The following is a 22,085-nucleotide window of genomic DNA, read 5'->3' on the forward strand; positions in this document are numbered from 1 at the left end:
CCTCATCAACAACATGACGAGGTGAACCATGAAACAATCCGCGATTATCTGGCCGAACGACTACCTGCCAGGCACCACCGATAACTTTGCATCTAACGAAATCATCGTCGCCGGGCTGAGCGCCAAAGAGATTTGGGCGCAACTCAACGACACGACCCTGTGGCCGGGTTATTACAGCAACGCCGAAGATATTCGTTTCCACGACGGCAGCGGCCCTGAACTGAGTGCTAACGCCCGCTTCCGCTTCACCACTTTTGGCTTCCCGGTTGAGGCGCAGGTGACGGAATATGTTCCACCGGTTGACGGTGAAGCCGCGCGTATCGCCTGGCACGGCTGGGTGGAAGGGAAGGCGAACTCACGCCTGGACGTGATCCACGCGTGGCTGTTTGAAGACCTGCCCGCCAACCGCGTACGCATTCTGACTCAGGAGTCGCAGAAAGGCGTTCCGGCGCAGGAATTGGCGCGTACCGTGCCAAACCCGATGATTAACGGGCATCAGGAGTGGATCGTTGGCCTGGCGAATGCAGCGATGAAAGAAAAGTTGTCAAATCGTTAAATTCGTCACACTTTTGATGATAAACTGCGCGACTTTTCCGCACGTTTTTATCTCCAGGTGACGCCCATGACCGAACATATCCAACCCACGACCAGACCGCAGACCAAAGAGGTTTCACGCCCAAACTGGTCGGCGGTTTTCTCCGTGGCATTCTGCGTCGCCTGCCTGATTACCGTTGAGTTTTTACCGGTCAGCCTGCTGACGCCCATGGCGCAGGATCTGGGCATTTCCGAAGGTGTGGCGGGACAGTCTGTTACCGTAACCGCCTTTGTGGCGATGTTCGCCAGCCTGTTTATCACCCAGGTGATTGGCACCATTGACCGCCGCAAAGTGGTTATTCTGTTTAGCGTGCTACTGACACTCTCCTGCCTGCTGGTCTCGTTTGCTGAAAGCTTCACGTTGCTGCTGCTCGGTCGTGCCTGTCTGGGCTTAGGCTTGGGCGGCTTCTGGGCAATGTCCGCCTCACTGACCATGCGGCTTGTACCTGCGCGCACGGTGCCAAAAGCGTTGTCCGTTATCTTTGGTGCCGTTTCTATTGCTCTGGTGATCGCCGCGCCGCTGGGCAGTTTCCTTGGTGGGATTATCGGCTGGCGAAACGTCTTTAACGCGGCGGCGGTAATGGGTTTTCTGTGCATTATCTGGGTGTGGAAAGCGCTGCCATCCCTGCCGGGTGAAGCGGCGCATCACAAACAGAACATGTTCAGCCTGCTGAAGCGCCCGGGTGTGCTGGCGGGGATGACTGCTATCTTTATGTCTTTCGCCGGGCAGTTTGCCTTCTTCACCTACATCCGCCCGGTGTTTATGACCATGGCGGGCTTTGACGTGGATGGCCTGACGCTGGTGCTGTTGAGTTTCGGCATTGCCAGCTTTATTGGCACATCCCTGTCGTCCCAGTTCCTGAAACGCTCCCTGAAAGTGGCGCTGGCGGGTGCACCGCTGGTGCTGGCTGTCAGTGCCACAGTGCTGGTGCTGTGGGGTAGCGATAAATGGGTAGCGTCGGCGATTGCCATTATCTGGGGCTTTGCCTTTGCGCTGGTGCCGGTAGGCTGGTCAACGTGGATCACCCGCTCGCTTGCTGATCAGGCGGAAAAAGCCGGTTCCATTCAGGTGGCGGTGATCCAGTTGGCGAACACCTGCGGTGCAGCCATTGGTGGCGTTGCGCTCGACCATCTGGGGTTGACGTCACCGCTGGTGATTTCCGGTACGCTGATGCTGCTGACGGCGCTGCTGGTGGCCTCGAAGGTGAAGGCGAAGTAATGGCTTTCTCCCTCTCCCGTGGGAGAGGGAATCTGGCTACGCCGATGTCTGAACCCGTCTTCTCGAATCCATCGAAATCAGTACCACCGACGACACAATCAACAGCGTGCCCAGCCAGTCCGGTAGAGTGAACGCCACACCCAGCAGGATAACCGACAATAGCGCGCTGCTCAGCGGCTCGGCGCAACTCAAAATGCTCGCCTTTGGCCCGCCAATCATCTGTGCACCTTTCAGGTACAGGCTGAACGTCAGCGCGGTACCGATCACCACCAGGTAGAAGAACGCCAGCAGCAGGCTGCCATCAATGACAAACGTTGTTCCGCGCCCGGCGTAGAACGGAGTCAGCATTAACCCGGCAATCAACATACTCCAGCCGACAATCGGCAGCGTGCCGTAGCGGGCGATCAGCGTTGACGGGTAAGTGGTATAAAACGCGGCGGCAAACGCCGAGGCGATGCCGAAGAACAGGGCCGCAGGCGAAATAGAGAGTGAGGTCGGGTCGCCGTGGGTGACCAGCAGAAACGTGCCGATAAGCGACGTCATTATCGCGGATAAGACAAACATACCTGGACGTTTTTTCCGCGCCAGCGCAAACCACGCCACGATGATGGTCGGTGAGAGGAACTGCAACACTGTCGCGGTGGCGGCGTTGGATTTTTCAATCGTCAGCAGGAAAGTAAGCTGCACGGTGAGCGCGCCAACCAGCGAGAAAATCAGCAGGCTGAGGGCATCTTTGCGATTTTTGATGACCGAGAAAATCTTGTCGCCGTGCACGAAGGAAAGCGTGAGCAGGATAACACCGGTAAACAGCAGGCGAACCATAGTCAGGTAAGGCGAAGAAATATGGCTTTTCTCCATGATGTACTGCGCGCAAACCCCTGAGCTTCCCCATAAAACGGCGGCGATCAGGACGTTCAGCATCCCTTTACGTGTGGAACCCATGTTCTCCCCTGTTATGTTGGTTTTTTCCCAGCATAACATGGGACGATTGCCTGTGGCGTGCAGCCAGGAGCCCTAAACCAGACTCGTCATGGGAAACGTAGCGGCGTACTTAATAATCTTCCATGCAATCCACCTGACCAATCGCTGCCCAGTAGGCGTCCAGATTGTCGCGCTTCACGGCGGTAATGGCGTTTTTGATCAGCAGTTGATTGGCCTCGGACGACAAAATCATCTCCTGCCAGGCTTTATCGCTCTGCTTTTTCTGTGGCGTACAGGTTTTCTTAATATCTTTAAGGACCTGCTGCTTTATTTGCGCCTCTTTCGCCGGATCCTCCTTTTCCTGAGCATGGACAAACGCGGCGAAGAGCAGACAAACCAGCAGGCAGACCAGGTGCGCAGCTTTCATCGAAACCTCCAGTTAACGTCACATGCTTCCCATGAAATATATCGTTACATTCAGTGTAGCGATTCCAGACAAAAGTATGATTTTCTCTTTTCTGCGCATGAGAATCGCCCACCGATGAAGTTAGTGAATCCCGCCGCCCAGCGACTGCCACAGTGTGATGCGGTTTTCCAGGTCGGTTTGCTGCAGCGCAATCAACGATTCCTGCGCCGACCACAGCGACCGCTGCGCGGTCAGTACCGTCAGATAATCTCCCGCGCCGGCCTGATAGCTGCGCGTTGCCACATCCAGCGTTTTCTGCTCGGCGGCCACGTATTCACGCTGGGCATCAAGCTGTTCGCTCAGCGTTTCGCGACGCGCTAGCGCATCGGCCACATCTTTGAACGCGCTCTGGATGGTTTTCTCGTAGGTGGCAATTAACCCTTTTTTCTCTGCCTCAGCGTAGCGCAGCTGCGCCATGTTGTTGCCGCCGCTAAACAGCGGCAGGGTGATGGATGGTGCGAACGACCAGACCTTCATACCGTGGCTGAACAGGGACGACAGCGAATCGCTTCCCACCCCTGCACTGGCGGTGAGCGAAATCGTCGGGAAGAAGTTGGCGCGTGCGGCGCCGATATTGGCGTTGGCACTCAGCAGGTTATGTTCGGCTTCCTGAATATCCGGGCGGCGCAGCAGCGTACTAGAGCTGACGCCTGCCGGGATCAGGGTGATGGCGTTATCGCTCAGACTCTCCAGCGTACCGGGCAGCAGGTTATCCGGTACGGTCGCGCCCGCCAGCAGATTCAGGGCGTTTTTGTCCTGCATAACCAGGGTTTGATAACTCGCCACGCTGGCCCGCGCCTGCTGGTAAACCGCCATCGCTGAGCTGACGTCCGTTGCCGCCGCGACGCCAACTTGTTGTTGACGCTTCACGATGTTGAGCGAGTTTACGGCGCTCTCCATCGTCGATTTCGCCAGCGCCAGGTTACTGTTATCGGCGGCGAGAGTAACCCAGGCCGTCGTCAGCTCGCTGACCATCGTCAGGCGGGTGTTCTGGGCGGTGAATTCGCTGGCAAGCCAGGTTTCACGTGCCGCCCGGGACAGGCTCTGGTTACGGCCGAACAGATCCAGCTCGAAGCTGGAGACAGCGCCATTTGCCTCATCGCTGGTGGTCACACTGCTTGCCAGCGTGCGGCTGCGGGTGTGACTCAGTTCTGCGTCCACCGTCGGGAACAATGACGAGCGGGTTTCACCGTACTGGGCGCGGGCGGCGTCGATATCGGCAATCGCTTTTTGCACATCGCGGTTACTGTTGAGCGCCATTGTCACCACGCTTTTCAGACGCGCATCGTTCATCACCTGCTGCCACTGGCTGACCACGGTCGTCGCTTCGCCGTGCGCGCCCGGCAATGTCGCCGGGACGGGGGCATCAGGCCGTTGATAGGTTGGATCGAGCGAGACACAGCCCGCACTCAACAGAGCTAACACTAAAACAGAGACGCGAAACATTATGACCTCCGGTTTGCGCGCTTACCGGAGAACAGACGTTTCACCAGTACAAAGAATAGGGGGACGAAGAAGATAGCCAGCAGCGTTGCGGCGAGCGTACCGCCGATGATGCCCGTACCGATCGCCACGCGGCTGTTGGCCCCTGCACCTGTTGCCACGGCCAGCGGTGTCACACCCGCAATAAACGCCAGCGAGGTCATGATGATAGGGCGCAGACGCGTCTGAGCGGCGCGGATAGCGGCCCGGGTCAGGGAATACCCCTCAGCCACTTTTGCCTCGGCAAATTCAACAATCAGAATGGCGTTTTTCGACGACAGGCCAATGGTGGTCAACAGCGCCACCTGGAAGTAAACGTCGTTGTTCAGGCCGCGCAGGGTGGCGGCCACTGCTGCCCCCAGTACACCAAGCGGGATCACCATGATGACCGAAATCGGTACCGACCAGCTTTCATACAGCGCGGCAAGGCACAGGAACACCACCAGAATGGAGAGGGCATACAGGCTCATCGCCTGACCGCTCGCCAGTTTTTCCTGCAACGACAAACCACTCCACGCCCATGTGGTGCCGGATGGCAGGCTGTTTGCCAGCTGCTCCATTTTGCTCATCGCCGTACCGGAGCTCGCGCCGCTGGCGTTTTCGCCCTGAATCTCATACGCTGCCGATCCGTTGTAACGCACCAGACTTTCCGGGCCGTATTCCCAGCGGGTGGTAGCGAACGCAGAGAACGGCGTCATGGTGCTGTCGCTGCCGCGTACATACCATTTGTTCAGATCGGACGGCACGGCGCGGTAATCGCTGTCACCCTGGATGTAGACCTTTTTCACGCGACCACGATCGATAAAGTCGTTCACGTAGGTTCCGCCCCAGGCGCTTGAGAGCGTATCGGTCACATCGCTGAGGGAGAGCCCCAGAGACACGGCTTTGTTGTTATCAATATCCACCTGCAACTGTGGCATCTGCGGCAGATCGTTGGCACGTACGGTGTGCAGGTCGCTATCCTGATTCGCCTCGCCAATCAGCTGGTTACGCATTTTCAGCAGGGTTTCACGGTCGGTATTACCGGCGGCCATCAGCTCGAAGGTAAAACCGTTGCTTTGCCCCAGACCGTCGACCGAAGGTGGCGTCATGGCAAAAATGGTGGCATCACGAATGGTGCTCAGCTCCTGCGTGGCACGCAGGGCAATGGCCTGGGCGGTGTTCTCAGTGCCTTTACGCTCAGACCAGTTTTTCAGCGAGACAAACGCCATCCCGGCATTCTGGCCGCTGCCGCTGAAGCTAAAGCCCTCAACGGTAAAGATAACGTCGGTATTGGCTTTCTCTTTGGTGAGGAACCACTCACGCACCTGGCGGCTCACCTCTGCGGTACGCACTGCAGTCGCCCCTGCTGGCAGGGTGTACTGCACCATGATTTCGCCCTGGTCTTCCGTTGGCAGGAAGCTGCCCGGCAGTTTTAGCATCGCCAGCCCCATTGCGCCGCAGAGCAGGGCGTAGATGACCAGCATCCCGCCAGAGCGGCGCAGTGCGCGCAGCACCTTGTTCTGATAGCCGTGTTCGGTTTTGCTGTAGAAGCGGTTAAATGCGCCGAAGAAGCCTTTTTTGTGCGGTGGGGTGTGGCTCAGTACCGAGCCGCAAAGCGCCGGAGTCAGGGTCAGCGCCACCACGACCGAGAGGATCATCGCCGAAATAATGGTTACCGAGAACTGACGATAGATAACCCCGGTGGAGCCGCCGAAAAACGCCATCGGCAGGAACACCGCGGAAAGCACCAGAGCAATGGCGACCAGCGCGCCAGAGATTTCACCCATCGATTTTTCGGTCGCTTCGCGGGCGGGCAGCCCTTCGTCGCGCATAATACGCTCGACGTTTTCCACCACCACGATGGCGTCATCCACCAAAAGCCCTATCGCCAGCACCATCGCAAACAGTGTCAGGGTGTTGATGGAATACCCGAACAGCGCCAGGACACCAAACGTACCCAGCAGCACCACCGGCACGGCCAGCGCCGGGATAAGCGTGGCGCGGATGTTTTGCAGGAACAGGTACATCACCACCACCACGAGGATAATGGCTTCGAACAGCGTCTGGATCACATCCTCAACCGAGATCTTGATGAACTCGGTGCTGTCTTTCGGGTAGGCAACGTCGTAGCCTTCCGGCATCGCACGTTTAAATTCAGCGATTTTGTTCTTCACCGCCGTGGCAGTATTCAGCGCGTTAGCACCTGGGGAAAGCATCACAGCCATACCCGCAGCCGGGTGGCCGTTCAGCTTCGCGGTCGCGGTGTAATCTTCACTGCCCATCTCTACACGCGCGACATCGCTGATGTGGACGACTGAGCCGTTGGTCTTGCTTTTGATGATGATATTTTTGAACTGATCGACTGTTTGCAGGCGCGACTGGGCGCGCACGGTGGCGGTCAGCTGTTGTGCGTTTGATGACGGCAGCGCACCGATTTTACCAGCAGAAACCTGCACGTTCTGCGCTTCAATGGCGCTTTGCACGTCGGACGGCATCAGCGCGTAAGAGGCCAGCTTCGCCGGGTCGAGCCAGATGCGCATAGCGTATTCAGCACCAAACACCTGCAAGCTACCCACGCCTTCAACACGTGCCAGCGGATCTTGCACGTTACTGACCATCCAGTCGGCAATATCGGAACTGCTGGATTTGTCGGTCTTATCGTACACGCCCGCGATCAGCAGGAAGTTACTCTGCGATTTTTCGACAGTAATCCCGGACTGCTGTACTTCGGTTGGTAGGCGTGATTCTGCCTGCTGGACTTTGTTCTGCACCTGAACCTGCGCGGTGTCCGGGTCGGTTCCCTGTTCGAAGGTCACGTTAATGCTGACCGAGCCGTCCGAACTGCTGGTGGAGGTGAAGTAGAGCAGGTTATCCAACCCGGTCAGCTGTTGCTCAATGACCTGGGTGACGCTGTTTTCCAGCGTCTGTGCCGATGCACCCGTGTAGGTGGCGGAAATCTTGATCGATGGCGGGGCGACGTCCGGGTACTGCGCAACCGGCAGTGTGCGGATCGCCAGCATACCCGCGAGCATAATCAGAATAGCGATCACCCAGGCAAATACCGGGCGACGCACAAAGAAACGGGAAAACATCAGGCGTTTCCTCCGTTTGTTTTCATCTCTTCGGCTTTCACTTCCTGGCCGGTGGTGACTTTGTCGGTGCCCTCAACAATCAGCTTATCGCCTGCTTTCAGGCCGCTCAGCACCAGCCATTTGTCGCCGTATGTCTCGCCCGTTTCCAGCTGACGCTGTTCCACTTTGTTGCTGGCATCAACGACCAGCGCGGTGGCATTGCCTTTGGCATCGCGGGTAATGCCCTGCTGCGGCGCGAGGATCGCCTCGTTCATGATGCCTTCATCCACTCTGGCGCGCACAAACATGCCCGGCAGCAGCTGATGTTGCGGGTTCGGGAAGACGGCGCGCAGCGTCACCGAGCCGGTAGATTCATCGACCGCGACTTCTGTCAGCGCCAGGTGACCTTTTTCGCTGTAGGTACTGCCGTCTTCCAGGATTAACGACACGCTCAGCGTGTCGCTGTTGGTGGCGAGGGTTTGTTTACGTAAGCGCAGCAGATCGGCGCTGGAGCGCGTCAAATCGACGTACATGCTGTCCAGACCGCGAATGGTCGCCAGCGCGGTATCCTGCTGGGCGGTCACCAGGGCGCCGGGGGTGACGGAGGAGATGCCGATGCGTCCGGTAATCGGTGCGGCCACGGTGGTCCAGTTGAGGTTAATGCGAGCGCTCTCCTGCGCGGCCTTCTTTGACTCGACGCTGGCCTTGTCCTGCGCGCATGTAGATTTCGCGTCTTCCGCATCCTGACGTGACACGCCGTCGTCTTTCACCAGCTGTGCATAGCGCTGGGCTTTCTGGCAGTCGGCCGCTACCAGCGCCTGGGCCTGTTTCAGTGCTGCGGCGGCTTCATCAAACGCCGCGCGATAGCTGGAAGGGTCAATTTGATACAGCGCCTGTCCGGCTTTAACGGTATCGCCTTCGGTGAACAGCCGCTTTTGAATAATGCCGCCTACCTGCGGGCGCACTTCGGCGCTCATGGCTGCGGTGGTGCGGCCCGTCAACTCACTGACGACGGAAACAGGCTGGCTCATGAGGGTGACAATCCCCACTTCCGGAAGAGGACGTTGGGGAGCAGATATTTGCGCATTATCGCACCCTGTCAGGAGGAGTAATGCCGCGATGGAGGTTGTTATGGTTTTCATAATCTTTTTCCAGGGTGAACGATACCTGCCCGTTAATCGCTTAACAGGGAGGAGGGCTATTTAAAGGCACAGCGATACCGCATCTCTGGCTGAGCCAGAAATGTAAAAAAGGGGGATTATTTATTCCCGCTAATTATTCATATGCGATTACTTCGCAGAGAAAAGCATATTTAAAATATCCTGATAAAGGGGTTCTAATTGTTCTGACGGTACTTTTAATGGCATGAGTCGACGATAAATAGTTCCTTCGATCATCACAGCGGTAATCTCCACGCAGCAGCGAATATGCTTGTCGCTCAGGTGGGGAAACTGCTTTTTCAGGTGCTCGCAGGCGTTGGCAAACATGCGCGATTCGGCTTCTATTAGCATCGTCGCCACCTGCGGATTGCGCGTGGCCTCAGCGGACATTTCCAGCATCAGCGCATCGTCATCTTCGTTGAGGGTCTGTCGCCAGGCGAGCGCCTGCGGCATCCCTTCCACCAGGGTTTTCCCCTGCATCTCCTCAATGCGCGAGTCGATGATTCGGCGGATCATCTCTTCGATAATCGCGTCTTTGTTGCTGAAATATCGGTAAATTTGCCCGACGCTAAGCTTCGCTTCGCTGGCAATCTGCGACATGCTGGCAGCGTGAAATCCGCTGGCGCGAAAGCAGCGGCGCGCGGCGATGATGATCTCGTCCTGACGTTGTTTTTGTCTTTCTTCCAGTTTCGTACTCATCGTCGGCTACCGTGTAAAAGTGAGAATGATCGTTCTCAGTATACGTTTCGGGTGCGTATTGGAAAGGCTTTTTTTATTTACATATTGAATGAATGTTTCCTGGATTAAACAATGGAGGAAATAAGGAGTTTTTATGAAGGTTAAGCTGTGAGATATTCAGATTGCGCTGAAAATAAGGAGAGCAATATGCATTTGAGCATCACTAAAAAAGTTACGCCTGAAGAAAAAGAAGAGTTACTGACGGGGCTGAGAGCCTATAACGGGCAGTTTTTAGATCTGGCGAGCTTCAGTGGGGATATTGGCGTTTACGTGCGAGACGAAAAAGGCATTATGCTCGGTGGGCTAATTGGGGTACGTAAAGGCGACTGGCTGAATATTGATTTTCTGTGGGTCAGCGATAGCGTGCGCGGTTCCGGCGTCGGCGGTCGGATTATCAAAACGGCTGAAGACGAAGCCAGACGCCAGGGCTGCAAGCACGCGCTGGTCGATACCGCCAGCTTCCAGGCGCGCCCGTTCTATGAAAAACAGGGGTACCAGCTTCAGATGTCTTTGCAGGATTATCCTTATCCGGGCATGCAGCGACATTACCTGGCAAAAGCGCTTTAAGTCCTGAATCTGTAGGCAGGGTAAGCCCGGCAATAGACCGCATATAACTTATCCTTCTTATTGATTCTTTTTCGGTTTTTATTTCACCGCCTCGTTGTCGATATAGTCACTAAAACATTCAGCAAAAGGAACTGTCTTGTGAAACGTCGATTGGGTGCTCTGGTACTTGCTGGCCTGCTGCTGGCAGGGTGCGATCAAAGTGGCAGCGATGCCAAACACATTAAAGTGGGCGTCATCAATGGCGCTGAACAGGACGTGGCGGAAGTCGCCAAAAAAGTGGCGAAAGAGAAATATGGCCTGGATGTCGAGCTGGTGGGCTTTAGCGGCTCGCTGTTACCTAACGATGCCACCAACCAGGGGGAACTGGACGCTAATGTCTTCCAACATCGCCCGTTCCTCGCAGAAGATAACAAAGCACACGGCTACAAACTGGTCGCCGTGGCGAACACCTTTGTTTTCCCGATGGCCGGATACTCCCGCAAAATCAAATCCGTGTCTGACCTGAAAGATGGCGCGACCATTGCTATTCCGAACGACCCAACCAACCTCGGCCGCGCGCTGTTGCTGCTGCAAAAAGAGAAGCTGATTACCCTCAAGCCAGACACTGGCCTGCTGCCGACGGCGCTGGATATCACGGCAAATCCCAAAAACCTGAAAATTATGGAACTGGAAGGGGCGCAACTGCCGCGCGTGCTGGATGACCCGAAAGTCGATGTCGCCATTATCAGCACCACTTATCTTCAGCAAACCGGGTTGTCGCCGGTGCATGACGGGATCTTTATCGAAGACAAAGATTCGCCGTACGTGAACATTGTGGTGACGCGTGAAGACAACAAAGACGCAGAGAACGTGAAGGCGTTTATTCAGTCGTATCAGTCACCTGAGGTGGCGAAAGCGGCAGAGACTATCTTTAACGGCGGCGCAGTGCCTGGCTGGTAAGCACGCTGGCGGGGAAACCCGCCTTTTCACATTGGCCCGATTCCATCGATCATCGCCCTTTAACCCACATCGCAAAACTGCCCCTCTGGCTATTCTCTTTCTCACACCAACCGGAGGATAACCCATGAACATCACCCAAATTCGCAATGCCACTCAGCTGATTACCTACGCCGGAAAACGTTTTTTAATCGACCCGATGCTGGCACCAAAAGGCGCGTATCCGGGTTTTCCTGGCACGGCGCGCGCAGATATTCGCAACCCGATGGTTGAACTGCCCGTTGACGTAAAAACATTGCTGGATGCCGATGCGGTGATTGTCACCCACACCCATAACGATCACTGGGATCAAACGGCCATTGAGCTGATCGCCAAAGACAAACCTGTCTACGTGCAAAACGACAGTGACGCTGCACTGCTGCGCAGCCAGGGGTTTAGCAACCTGACGGTGATGACAGATGAGACTCGTTTTGGCGATATCCGCATCGCGAAAACCCACGGCGGCCAGCACGGTACCGATCGTGCTTATGCGGTGCCAGAGCTGGCGGAGCGTCTGGGGGAAGCCTGCGGTGTGGTGTTGCGTCATCCTGATGAGAAGACACTGTACATTGCAGGAGATACCATCTGGCGCGAAGAGGTGGCGGCCGATCTGCAAAAACACCAGCCGGATGTGGTGGTACTTAATGCTGGTTACGCGCATGTGCTGGGTTTCGGGCCGATTATTATGGGCGAGCAGGATGTTCTGAACGTCCATTTCCTGCTGCCGCAGGCACAGATTGTGGCGGTCCATATGGAGGCGATCAACCACTGCCTGTTAACCCGCCACGCACTGCGTGAGTACGCCGAAGCCAACCAGTTCAGTGATATGCTGAGCATTCCACAGGATGGCGAAAGCGTTATATTCTGAGTGTTCAAAGGGGAAAGGAGAGACAAATGCCACCAGTAAACGTCGCGATTGTTGCAGTGGACGGGTTTAGCCCGTTCCACTACTCCGTTCCCTGTATTCTGTTTGGTGATACGGTATCTGGGGAAAAGCGCTTTAATGTCACGATCTGTGCCGAAAAACCGGGATTACTGACCTCCAGAGACGGCTTTGCGCTTAATGCCACGCAGGATTATTCCGCAATTGCGCAGGCTGATATCGTGGTGGTGCCTTACTGGCAGCACGTTCTGGAACGCCCGCCGCAGATGCTGCTCGATAGCCTGGTGCAGGCAAGAGACAACGGTGCGGAAATGGTCGGGCTGTGCCTGGGTTCGTTTGTGCTGGGTTACGCGGGTATTCTCGATGGCAAACGCGCAGCCACGCACTGGGAGTTTGAGCACCAGTTCCAGTCGCTTTTCCCGAACGTCCAGTTGGATATCAACGCCCTATACGTCGATGACGACAACATCATTACTTCAGCGGGCACCGCCGCTGCGCTGGATTGTTGTTTGTATATTATCCGCCAGCGCTTTGGCAGCGTGGTCGCGAACCAGATTGCCCGGCGGATGATTGTTCCCCCTCACCGTGAGGGCGGGCAGGCGCAGTTTATTGCCCAGCCTGTACCAAAAGATACCCGCGATGCGCGGATTAACTTTCTGATTGATTATCTCCAGCAACACATTAACGAGCCGCATAATCTGGACTCGCTGGCGGAGGTGGTTTCCATGAGCCGCCGCACCCTGACCCGCCATTTTGTTAAAGCCACGGGGATGAGCGTCGCCGACTGGCTGACCGCCGAACGCCTGCGGCGCAGCCAGATCCTGCTTGAAGCCGGAAATATACCGATTGAACGCGTGGCAGAGCAGGTGGGATTTGTGTCGGCGGTGACATATCGCCAGCAGTTTAAAGCGCGTTTTGGGGTCAGCCCGGCAGAATGGCGCAAAACGTTCCGAATTCAGCCATTTTCAGCTAAAAATAATCCTGTTGCAAAGGGAGTGGCATGACCAATTTAGAAACGCAGTGACTAGACGCAGCTCTTACCGTAAGAAAGTCAGCGTATCTGAACCGGAAATCCCGCCCGCACGGCGGGATTTTTATGCGTCACACGGTGTTACTGAACAATCACACGGCCGTTCAGCGGTTGAAGCGGACGGTTGTTGCTGTGCTCAAGCGCCTGCTTAAACATCTCCAGCTGCTTTTCTGACAAGGTCACGGTGTTTTTCATCACCAGCCAGCGCAGCCCTTCGGTGCACGGTGGGGTGGTCAGCGAACCGCTGAAGCGATAGTAGTGCAGGTCAGCCGGGAACAACGGACGAAGATCGAGGCGTTTATCAATCGACACTTCATGGTCCTTTTCCTTCGGAAGATGTGCCAGCAGTGGAGTCAACGCGCTGTTCTCAGGGCCTACCTCAAACATAACGGCGAGCACCGCGATGTCGCCCTCTTTGCTGGCATGAACAAAATGCGCTTCCAGCGGGAAGGATTTACCGTTGATCCGGTTTTCGCTCGGAGTGTGGAAATGGTACTGGCGCAGGATGAAGGTCTGGTCATCCAGGCGGAACTCATCTTCATCGCTGGCGGTCACCTGCAGGGTGTGGCCATTGTTAATCATCTTTTCGGCGGCAGTATGGAAGTGCAGCTCGAGCGGCGGCAGTGCGGCATCAAAGGGTCGACGGATATCAATCGGCGACTGAAATTTCCCGGTCTTGCAGGTGACAAACTCGTCGCTGAGCTCTCCCCAGTTATTCGGACCTGCCTTACCTTCATATGTCCAGTGCGGGGTCGCTCCTGCAAAGACAGAGGCAGAAAGGGCGAACAGGGATGCGGTCAGAATGCTTTTCATGATATGTCTCCAGGAATAATAAATGCGCATTAAGGTATTGATGGCATTGTACTCTTTCCTATAAGACCCGTCCTTAAGTGTGGTTATTTAAGGTAAGGAAGGTGAGAGAATAAAACCTACCCCAGCCGCTCCACCCTCGTCTCCCCCTCTACCATCTTTAGCTGATACAGCGAAAATGATCGCTGCTTCTCAATCAACTTCGCCAGCTCCGGCGAGTGGCTGGTAAGCCAGATTTGTGAATAGCGGCTGGCCTCAGCAATTAAGCTTGCCAGGGCTGGCAGCATCTGCGGGTGCAGACTGTTTTCCGGCTCGTTCAACGCGATAAACGCTGGCGGGCGCGGGCTTAACAGTGCCACCGCCAGGCACAGGAAACGCAGGGTACCGTCGGAGAACTCCGCCGGTTCCAGCGGCCTGCTCAGACCTTCCCGCTGCATCATCATGCGGAAACGTCCGCCGGTGTTGTCGCTGTAAAACACGCAGCCAGGAAATGCCTGGTCGAGAATGCGCATCAGCAGCAATTCGTCGCCAATCTCGACGATGGTCTGAAACGCTGCCGCCAGATTTGAGCCATCGCTGGCGAGCACCGGGGAGCGGAAACCGACTTGTGGAGCCCGCATCGCCGAGCCGGATGAGACAGAAAACTCGTGATAAAAACGCCAGTTACGCAGGGACTCGCGCATCTGCGACACTTCCGGGTAAAGATGCGGTTCGCCGAGCTGCCCGAATACCGATTCGTTCTCATACAGCGTGCCGCTGTGGGTCACTTTCTCGTGATGCACGTTGTTCAGAAACACGGCCTGATTCTTGCGCTTCATCAGCTGCGACGACGGACGACGGTGCTGGCCGCTGAGCCAGATGGACTCTTCTTTGATCACCGGGTCGAGCTGAAACTGCGACGGATAAGGCAGCTTTTCGACAAAACCCACCTGCAATTCGTATTCGTAGGTTTCGGTTTCTACCGCCAGGTTCATGCGCCGCAACTGGTCTCTGCGGGTTTTCCCTGCCCAGAACACTTTCAAAATCCCACCTTCATTCGCCAGCGCCTGGGAAAACTGCCCCTGAGCCGCGCTGTGCATCAGGTAAATCGCCTTATAGATATTCGATTTCCCGGTGCCGTTTGGGCCGAAGACAATGTTGAGCTGTTCCAGCTCCAGTGACGTATCGCGAATTGAGCGGTAGTTTTGAATGTGCAGGGTGTTAATCACAGGCTTGCCCCTTTTGCAGAATAAGCCTGTATATAATCACAGTCTTTGAGATGAAATGCAAAAAAGAGACGACAGTGAGGGTGTCGTCTAAACGGGGTACTGCTTTGGGCCTCTATAGGTCACGGGGGCCTTCGCATTTTTATCATCACGTTACTGCCAGACGCAGACCCAAATCATCAGGATAGGGATCAAAGTAGTTTTGCGTCATCAGATACCGGTCAGGGTATTCGGCCATGTAGTGTTTGAGCAGAGTCAGCGGCGCGAGGATGGGCAACTGCCCGTTACGATAGTGCAGGATCACATCGCGCAGTTCGCCACGCTGGCGGCTGTTCAGCTGGTTACGGAAATATCCCTGAATATGCATCAACACGTTGGTGTGATTCTTCCGCGAGGCGGGTTTTTTCAGGATCGTCATCAGCTTTTCCCGGTACGCCACGAAGAAGGCGTCCAGGTCTTCCCACTCGTGCAGCGACGCAACAAACGGGCCGATTTCGCGATAACCCGCCTGATGGTGCGCCAGCAGCTGGAGCTTATAGCGGCTGTGGAAATCCAGCAGCGCGCGGCGCGTCAGGCCGTTGGCTCGCAGGGTGTTCAGCTCATGCAGGGCAAAAACGCGCTCGATAAAGTTTTCCCGCAGAACCGGATCGTGCAGGCGTCCGTCTTCTTCCACGGGCAGCCACGGCCAGGTTTCAAGGAGCGCGGCGGTGAACAGCCCGACACCCTCCTTGCGGCCCCGGTTGCCGTTTTCGTCATACAGCCGCACGCGTTCCATGCCGCAGCTTGGGGATTTTGCGCAGACAATGAACCCCGCCAGATCGCCGATTTTAGGTAGATAATCCGTCGCAAAGTCGACCATTTTTTGTGTGAGGTTCTCATGGGGTGGCTTGCTGAAACGCAGTTGCGTTTCACCGTTTTCTGTCAGCGTTAAACGTATGGCAGGGCGTGGCGTAGGCAGGCCAATCGCCATTTCAGGGCAGACCGGTTTGAAGCTGACCCACTGGGCCAGCTCGTCCATGACAAAACCCATACGTTTATGCCCGCCGTCAAAGCGAACGGCGGAACCGGTCAAACATCCGCTAATACCCAGCACAGGTTTTTTTGTCATGGTGAACACCTCCAGATCCAATACTTAAAACTTACACAATATTGATTATTTGTCCAAGTTTTGGTGAAGGTGTTTTGTGTTGATATTGAATTTAAATGGATTTTATTTGAGGGTGATGACCTCAATGGAGACGTGCTGCTGCCACTGTTCAAGCTGTTTTTTGCCTGCGGCGGTGAGTTTCCCGCTGGTCACCAGAAGCCATTTACGATCCGGGAATATTTCAGGTGCCAGCGTGGCAGGAGGCGAGGGCAGAATGTCGATCCGGTGGCCCTGGCCGGTGCGCGTTAAGGCTTCGAGCCAGATCTCGCATGCATCGTTCAGATGCCAGCCACTGAGCAGAATATTATCGCCCGGCGCTTTTTTATCACCTTCGAGGCAGAAGGAGGTATAGGCGATGATGATGCCATCGAGGATCGCGCGCAGGGTCATGGCAGCGGCGACGTTAGCGGAGACCTGGCTACGCAAGGGGCGCAGTACGTTCGCGACCAGTTCTGGCCTCGGGTATTCGCGTCCGGCGTCGTAAATCATCTGGCGCAGGGACTCGATTTTGCCGTCCTGCAGGCGTTGCAGCATGTTCTGTTGCAGAGTTTGCCAGTTATTGGTCCTACCCGGTGTCGGGCGTTCCAGCAGGGGTTTGACCTGGCCAATCGGGACGCCTTTTTTTACCCAGTCGAGGATTTTTAGCGCCTGCTGGACGTCTTCATCACTGTACTGGCGGTGACCACCATCCGTGCGCTGTGGTTTGAGTAAACCATAGCGACGCTGCCACGCACGCAACGTGGTAGCGGTGATGCCGCTGAGTCTGGCGAATTCGCCGATGGAGTAAGCCATGCTCGTGTCCAGAGTGGAGGAATATTCTCAATATACTACGAATTTTCCCGGACGGGATGAAGCGCCGAAAAGTGTGCCGTTTGGGTTCTGGGTTTGCTCCGCGGGTGTGGGTGAAGTAGTGAAGATCGTGCTTTCTTCGTAGGGTATTACTGGCCTGCCTGGATAGACTTTTGTTATCAGCGTAACGGGAGACAATGAGATGAACTGGCAGCCTTTTCGCGGCGACGCGCCGGAAAATATGACGATTTTCAGTGCGTCATTTCCCGATGTCAGCGACCAGTGGCCGATGAAAGACGATGCTGTCCGTGAGATCACTACGCTTGACCGGGCACTGAAAGACGAGCCAGCGCTCCGGCCTCCGTTAATTGAATATGAAGAAGGCGGGCAGGCCGTGCTTGTCCCTCAAAACCGTTATTCCGAACAGGCTTTTCGTAACCGCCCGGCGCTTACCGCGTGGCGAACCCGGCTGGTGCCCTCCGCGCTGGCGTTGTTTGTAGTGCAAAACCCGCTGGAAGACCGCCTGCCTGACGGAACAAAAATGGACAGCGACAGCCGCCAGTGGTTTATCCACGCTAACGATGCGGTTGGTGTGCGCTCCCGTGCCAGAGTGCTGGCCGCGCTGGTGGAAAAGTACATTCATAACGAAAGTGAGAACAACTGGGTCAGCCTGGCGAGTGGGGCCGCTATTCCGGTGCTGGAGGCGCTGCGCGAGGCCAGGCTCGACGGTCAGCAGGTTTATCTCACGCTGGTGGATAAAGACCCTGTGGCGCTTAGTTGGGCCGAAACCATGGCGGCGCAGGAAGGTATTGTTGTGGGTGAACAGCTGACCCTGCTCAGACGCAACTTGTTGCACACGCTGGTGCGTAACGAGGACTTACTGCTGGAGCTGGGTGAGCACCAGGCAGAACTGGTCGATGCGCTGGGGATTTTCGAATACTTCAATGATGCCGATGCGGTGATTTTTCTCCAGCGCGTGCTGCGGCTGGTCAAGCCCGGCGGCGCGGTGATTGTGTCGAACATGCTGACCAGCAGCCCGCAGATTGATTTTGTGCTGCGGGGTATTGGCTGGGAGGATATTTACCCAAGGACACTGCAACAGTTGCAGGATATTCATATTGCAGCGGGTGTGCCGGTGGAAAACGTCACCGTTGTGGTGCCGAAGGATGGGGTATATGCGGTGATGGAAATCAGGGTGGGGGATGACAAACCGCACGGCCAGTTCCCTCTCCCTTCGGGAGAGGGCTAGGGTGAGGGTGGACAGGGCGCTACAATATTTACCGTTCCTCAGTTGTTCGGTTTACCCGAACAACTGCCATGAAGGATTAACTGGTTTCTTTATTCTCAATGTCTGTTGGGGACTCTTGCTTTTTATGCTCTATCTGCTGCCCAGTCTCCTGAACAAACTTATGGGCCATTTCCTTGATACGCTTTCGACTTTCACAGGTACGATTCATTTAAGGTCTTCAGTTTATTGCCTCCATGCTTCTGGATACTTGATTTAATCGCCGCGCCCTATAATGATCCCCCCATGAAAATAGAAACCGCACTCCCCGCACACTTCGAACGTCTGGTCGCGATCTGGGAATCTTCCGTCCGCGCCACCCACCACTTTTTACAGGAAAGCGATATTGCGGCGCTGCGCCCGTTATTGCTCAATGCGTATTTACCTAACCTCAAGGTCGTTATTGCTGAAGATAACGCAGGCGTTATTCACGGCTTTTTAGGCGTCGATGAAAATCGCATTGAAATGTTGTTTGTTGATCATGCGAGCCGGGGGAAGGGCGTCGGGAAATTACTGCTACAACACGCCATTGCAGAGTTTGGCGTGAATGAGGTGGATGTTAACGAGCAAAACCCGCAGGGGGTGGAATTTTATCACCATATGGGGTTTGAGCAGGTTGGCCGCTCAGAGCTGGACGGGCAGGGGAATCCGTTTCCGTTGTTGCATATGCGGTTGGGTGGGCAGGCTTAACTCCCTCTCTGTGGAAGAGGAAGTCTGCGAGCTAGTTACTGGTAATTTGCCCAATAATAACACCACGCACTTTTTCACCATCGAAGTAATAAGTGACAGTATTACTCTGAACAAATCCACCCTGGACTGGCGTCTCCTGATAAAAAAGCATCGCTTTCATTTTAGCGATCTCTTTCGTACCGAACAGCCTGACTAATTTTCCGTGAGTTGCATTAAACAATGGCACGTTAGCGACGGAGACTCTGACAGGTTCTGATGTTGTCACACACTCTTTATGCGTGCCGTCCCTGGCTATAGCGAGTGCCGTTAACAACCCTGCCCCCATTTCATTATCAGAAATGAACCAGTAGTTCGTGCCATCGTCGTCATGAAGGCAGATCCAGTGCGCAGAACTGTCTTTCTCAACGGGGGTACTGGTGATATCTGACAGGTGAGTAACCTCCATCTGGACGGTTTTTTGACCGATGGTGATGGTTGGGAAGAGGGGGAATGTTGTTGATATTTCCGGCAGCGTTCCGTCATCCTGGTAATACTGAGTCGCGAAGCCGGACATTTCAGTTGCTGATACTTGCGAACTGACTGCAACGACTAATGGCAATAAACAAAATAAACGCTTCATTTGACAATCAATACCGTATCGTTGCTTTTCCAGATACTCCTTCTGGCACTAAGAGGAGCAATGATGCAGCCTTCTGAAGAGTCATCAGCGTGCAGACTGCTTTTACCACTTGCTGTGATTTTCCCGGAGATTTTTTCTCCAGGTTGTTCGAACGAGTGCATAAATTCAATCACTTCTATTGAACCCTCACGATCTTTTATAGACTGAGGGAAACTACTCTTCATTAGTCGTTTAAATTGTGACTTACATTTCAAAACAGGAATTCTAAAAAACGTTGTCTGGTCAAATAGAAAGTTATCGTTGAGAGATATGGGTGGTGCCAATTGATGTTAAAAAATTATAAGTTTTATTTATCATTATTCTTCCATTGCAAAAATAATGATAAAAAACAGCATCAAGTATTGAAATGCTGAATATCACTCAATAATGCATTTGTATCGGGGTTATCGTTTAGCCTGCTTATCCCATTTTAATAAGCCGACGATATCTTTCTCACCTTCGGCTTCTTTCAGCAGGCGCTGCTTTTTTTCAAACTCTATGAATTCTGAGCACGCCTTTTCATCAGCCACTTTCTTGCTGATTTTGCCTGCTCCTTCTAAAACGTCCCGGTCGTTAAATTGCAGGAACTGATCGAGCTTGGTTTGCCAGTCTTGTAAAAATACCTGCTTACGGCGTTTGGCCTGATCTTCAGCAAAATCCAGCCACATATTCACAACGCGATTAAGCTCGCTCACTTCATCCTGAGACAGATAATTTTTTGCGGTAGTGATATCGCTTTTACGGACTTCTTCGCCTTTATAGCTGGTCAGCCCCATATGCGGTTGAGTGGCGTCCGCACGTTGGTGAATCAACTCAGCAGCGGTATGACCCGTGCAGGCAAAATGCAGTTTATTCTGGATAGTCTGGAAGAATTCCGTAGTTTCTTTGAGAGACGGCTGATAATCGGCGGCTAGCGCAAAAATTTCTTTCACGCGGAGATAGACCCGGCGTTCGCTAGCCCGTATATCGCGAATGCGTTCCAGCATTTCATCGAAATAGTCAGGCACGGCGGATGATCCGACAGGTGGATTTTTCAGGCGTTCGTCGTCCATCACGAAGCCTTTGACCAGGTATTCCTGTAGCATTTGGGTGGCCCACTGTCGGAACTGTGTGCCTCGCGTGGAGCGGACGCGATAGCCGATGGCGAGAATGACGGGCAGGCTAAAATATTGAACGTTATATACTTTACCATCGCTGGCAGTTGTTCGGTAAAACCGAACAACTGAATTTTCGACCAGTTCACCCTCATCAAAAATATTCTTGATATGCCCACTGATCGTTGCTTTGGCTTTGCCGTACAACTCACAGATCGTGGCCTGTGAGAGCCACAACGTATCGCTTTCGAAGCGGCATTCAATGCGAACTTTTCCATCTTTGCTGGCAAACATGACGAACTCACCGGCTGGTGAATTTATTAATTCTTCATATGTCATGCTGCCTCCGCGTCATAAGGTTGATGCCTGTAAGCCCGTAGTATGCCAGAAACAGCCGCTAAGCCAGGTGGTTTGTATTTGATTTTGCGAGGTGCTTTCCAGGACGCGGAGTTTGGATCGCTGCAAGTGCGTCCTCTATCTCAACGAGCTTTGCTTTCGTCCGCTTATAATCATCCTGCAACCGTTGTTCCTGCTCGTTATACGCCACCAGAACGATGCAACCCTTCATAACCTTTACCGTGACCTGATGTCCGGTATCAAAACCCGCCGCGCGCAGCCACTTGCCGGACAGAATGATATTGGGCGTGGATTTGTCGAAAACATTCGGGCGGTATCCCACAATTAACGAACGCTCGGTTCCGGATTGGTCGGTGTCTGGGGTAGAATGCAAATCAGCCATAATCAACTCCTTGATAGTTGGTGAGGTTAGACGCTCCGTTTGTGTTCCCGCACATCGGGGCGTTGCAAGTAAAGGAGGGTTAGGTGGCCTCCTATGTGTGTCAGAGTAGATGGATAGGTGGCCTCATGTCAATCATATCGCGCGAAAAAAAACCAAAAGGCGGCGGGCAATCTCCGCAATTTAAGATGCGTATTGATCCGGCATTGAAGGAGCAGTTGGATGCTGTGGCGGCTGAGGAAGGGGTGAGTCTCGCCAGCTGGTTGAAGGAGCTGGCGAGGGAAGCGTTGAGAAAGAAGGGAATTAAACCAGAAGGCTAAAGTGGCGACTGAACGAATTATTTATATGCTATCTCAAAAGGTTATGTAACTGTTCTGCAATTTCGTCTGGATTATTTGCATATACAATGTATTTTTTATCGGCTAATAAAGGAAGCTTTTCCTTTACAAACTCTTCATCGCCATTAGCAACTAAAGTTAATAATTTTTTTTCACCATCAGATATTTCTCTAGGGAAGGTGCGAATAAGCAGGTCATTTCTTCCCAAGCTGACTCGCTGATTAAAATTTCGCGGATCTGGGCCG

General features: G+C 54.3%; 22 protein-coding genes and 1 pseudogene. 9 read left to right on the forward strand and 14 right to left on the reverse strand.

All coding sequences use genetic code 11. The annotated features are described in order from the left end of the window. Positions 1–28 precede the first annotated feature (28 nt). Together V6E55_RS15035 and nepI are read left to right on the forward strand one after the other, a co-directional pair. Positions 29–556, forward strand: coding sequence for an SRPBCC domain-containing protein (locus V6E55_RS15035; RefSeq protein ID WP_316943221.1), 528 nt, complete (start codon positions 29–31; stop codon positions 554–556). 66 nt (positions 557–622) lie between these two features. After that, positions 623–1,813 carry a purine ribonucleoside efflux pump NepI gene (gene nepI, locus V6E55_RS15040; RefSeq protein WP_316943222.1) on the forward strand — a complete coding sequence of 397 codons (1,191 nt, stop codon included), beginning with the start codon at positions 623–625 and terminating at the stop codon, positions 1,811–1,813. 36 nt (positions 1,814–1,849) lie between these two features. Here the strand turns inward: nepI and V6E55_RS15045 are convergent, their stop codons facing one another. From V6E55_RS15045 to V6E55_RS15070, 6 genes are all read right to left on the reverse strand, one after another. Further along, positions 1,850–2,755: a DMT family transporter gene (locus V6E55_RS15045; protein WP_316943223.1), complete on the reverse strand. Its 906-nt coding sequence runs from the start codon at positions 2,753–2,755 to the stop codon at positions 1,850–1,852. A gap of 109 nt (positions 2,756–2,864) precedes the next feature. Continuing rightward, on the reverse strand, positions 2,865–3,161 hold the full coding sequence (locus V6E55_RS15050; protein WP_023333976.1) for a YicS family protein: 297 nt from the start codon (positions 3,159–3,161) through the stop codon (positions 2,865–2,867). A gap of 120 nt (positions 3,162–3,281) precedes the next feature. Next, positions 3,282–4,646, reverse strand: a complete 1,365-nt coding sequence (locus V6E55_RS15055) for a TolC family protein (protein WP_316943224.1) — start codon at positions 4,644–4,646, stop codon at positions 3,282–3,284. Continuing rightward, the gene (locus V6E55_RS15060; protein ID WP_316943225.1) at positions 4,646–7,756 is read right to left on the reverse strand and encodes an efflux RND transporter permease subunit; all 3,111 of its coding nucleotides are present in this window, start codon (positions 7,754–7,756) and stop codon (positions 4,646–4,648) included. The genes V6E55_RS15055 and V6E55_RS15060 overlap by 1 nt, the downstream gene beginning before the upstream one ends. After that, on the reverse strand, positions 7,756–8,877 hold the full coding sequence (locus V6E55_RS15065) for an efflux RND transporter periplasmic adaptor subunit (RefSeq protein ID WP_114979009.1): 1,122 nt from the start codon (positions 8,875–8,877) through the stop codon (positions 7,756–7,758). The genes V6E55_RS15060 and V6E55_RS15065 overlap by 1 nt, the downstream gene beginning before the upstream one ends. A gap of 147 nt (positions 8,878–9,024) precedes the next feature. Next, complete coding sequence (locus V6E55_RS15070) at positions 9,025–9,594, reverse strand: TetR/AcrR family transcriptional regulator (RefSeq protein WP_129996999.1); 570 nt, start codon at positions 9,592–9,594, stop codon at positions 9,025–9,027. A 186-nt stretch (positions 9,595–9,780) separates the two neighbouring features. Between V6E55_RS15070 and V6E55_RS15075 the strand changes: the two genes are divergently transcribed. From V6E55_RS15075 to V6E55_RS15090, 4 genes are all read left to right on the forward strand, one after another. Then, entirely contained in the window at positions 9,781–10,200 is a 420-nt protein-coding gene (locus V6E55_RS15075) for a GNAT family N-acetyltransferase (protein WP_114979007.1), read from the forward strand. 138 nt (positions 10,201–10,338) lie between these two features. After that, complete coding sequence (gene nlpA / locus V6E55_RS15080; RefSeq protein ID WP_316943227.1) at positions 10,339–11,139, forward strand: lipoprotein NlpA; 801 nt, start codon at positions 10,339–10,341, stop codon at positions 11,137–11,139. Positions 11,140–11,263: 124 nt separating this feature from the next. Further along, entirely contained in the window at positions 11,264–12,043 is a 780-nt protein-coding gene (locus V6E55_RS15085) for an MBL fold metallo-hydrolase (protein WP_316943228.1), read from the forward strand. A gap of 26 nt (positions 12,044–12,069) precedes the next feature. Then, positions 12,070–13,062 carry a GlxA family transcriptional regulator gene (locus V6E55_RS15090; RefSeq protein WP_316943229.1) on the forward strand — a complete coding sequence of 331 codons (993 nt, stop codon included), beginning with the start codon at positions 12,070–12,072 and terminating at the stop codon, positions 13,060–13,062. A gap of 107 nt (positions 13,063–13,169) precedes the next feature. Here the strand turns inward: V6E55_RS15090 and V6E55_RS15095 are convergent, their stop codons facing one another. The 4 genes from V6E55_RS15095 to V6E55_RS15110 form a co-directional block, all read right to left on the reverse strand. Further along, a complete protein-coding gene (locus tag V6E55_RS15095) occupies positions 13,170–13,901 on the reverse strand; it encodes a carbonic anhydrase (protein WP_316943230.1) in 732 nt (243 codons plus the stop codon). A gap of 116 nt (positions 13,902–14,017) precedes the next feature. After that, on the reverse strand, positions 14,018–15,106 hold the full coding sequence (locus V6E55_RS15100) for an AAA family ATPase (protein ID WP_316943231.1): 1,089 nt from the start codon (positions 15,104–15,106) through the stop codon (positions 14,018–14,020). 145 nt (positions 15,107–15,251) lie between these two features. After that, complete coding sequence (locus V6E55_RS15105) at positions 15,252–16,211, reverse strand: YbgA family protein (RefSeq protein WP_316943232.1); 960 nt, start codon at positions 16,209–16,211, stop codon at positions 15,252–15,254. 102 nt (positions 16,212–16,313) lie between these two features. Beyond that, entirely contained in the window at positions 16,314–17,042 is a 729-nt protein-coding gene (locus V6E55_RS15110) for a MerR family transcriptional regulator (RefSeq protein WP_316943233.1), read from the reverse strand. Between the two features lie 199 nt (positions 17,043–17,241). On the opposite strand from V6E55_RS15110, the gene V6E55_RS15115 reads away from it, so the two are divergent. After that, positions 17,242–18,288, forward strand: a complete 1,047-nt coding sequence (locus V6E55_RS15115) for a class I SAM-dependent methyltransferase (RefSeq protein WP_316943234.1) — start codon at positions 17,242–17,244, stop codon at positions 18,286–18,288. A gap of 282 nt (positions 18,289–18,570) precedes the next feature. Continuing rightward, on the forward strand, positions 18,571–19,014 hold the full coding sequence (locus V6E55_RS15120; protein WP_316943235.1) for an acetyltransferase: 444 nt from the start codon (positions 18,571–18,573) through the stop codon (positions 19,012–19,014). A gap of 31 nt (positions 19,015–19,045) precedes the next feature. On the opposite strand, the gene V6E55_RS15125 is transcribed toward V6E55_RS15120, so the two are convergent. From V6E55_RS15125 to V6E55_RS15135, 3 genes are all read right to left on the reverse strand, one after another. Beyond that, the gene (locus tag V6E55_RS15125) at positions 19,046–19,633 is read right to left on the reverse strand and encodes a hypothetical protein (protein WP_316943236.1); all 588 of its coding nucleotides are present in this window, start codon (positions 19,631–19,633) and stop codon (positions 19,046–19,048) included. 443 nt (positions 19,634–20,076) lie between these two features. After that, positions 20,077–21,105, reverse strand: coding sequence for a virulence RhuM family protein (locus V6E55_RS15130; protein ID WP_316943237.1), 1,029 nt, complete (start codon positions 21,103–21,105; stop codon positions 20,077–20,079). Positions 21,106–21,163: 58 nt separating this feature from the next. Beyond that, positions 21,164–21,505, reverse strand: coding sequence for a SymE family type I addiction module toxin (locus V6E55_RS15135; RefSeq protein ID WP_316943238.1), 342 nt, complete (start codon positions 21,503–21,505; stop codon positions 21,164–21,166). A gap of 125 nt (positions 21,506–21,630) precedes the next feature. Here V6E55_RS15135 and V6E55_RS15140 point away from each other — a divergent pair, with 125 nt between their 5' ends. Beyond that, on the forward strand, positions 21,631–21,822 hold the full coding sequence (locus V6E55_RS15140) for a toxin-antitoxin system HicB family antitoxin (RefSeq protein ID WP_316943240.1): 192 nt from the start codon (positions 21,631–21,633) through the stop codon (positions 21,820–21,822). Between the two features lie 28 nt (positions 21,823–21,850). On the opposite strand, the pseudogene V6E55_RS15145 reads toward V6E55_RS15140, so the two are convergent. Continuing rightward, a pseudogene (locus tag V6E55_RS15145) lies at positions 21,851–22,085 on the reverse strand (hypothetical protein); the annotation flags it as partial.

It is taken from the genome of Enterobacter sp. 342 (assembly GCF_036663495.1).
GTDB lineage: Bacteria > Pseudomonadota > Gammaproteobacteria > Enterobacterales > Enterobacteriaceae > Enterobacter.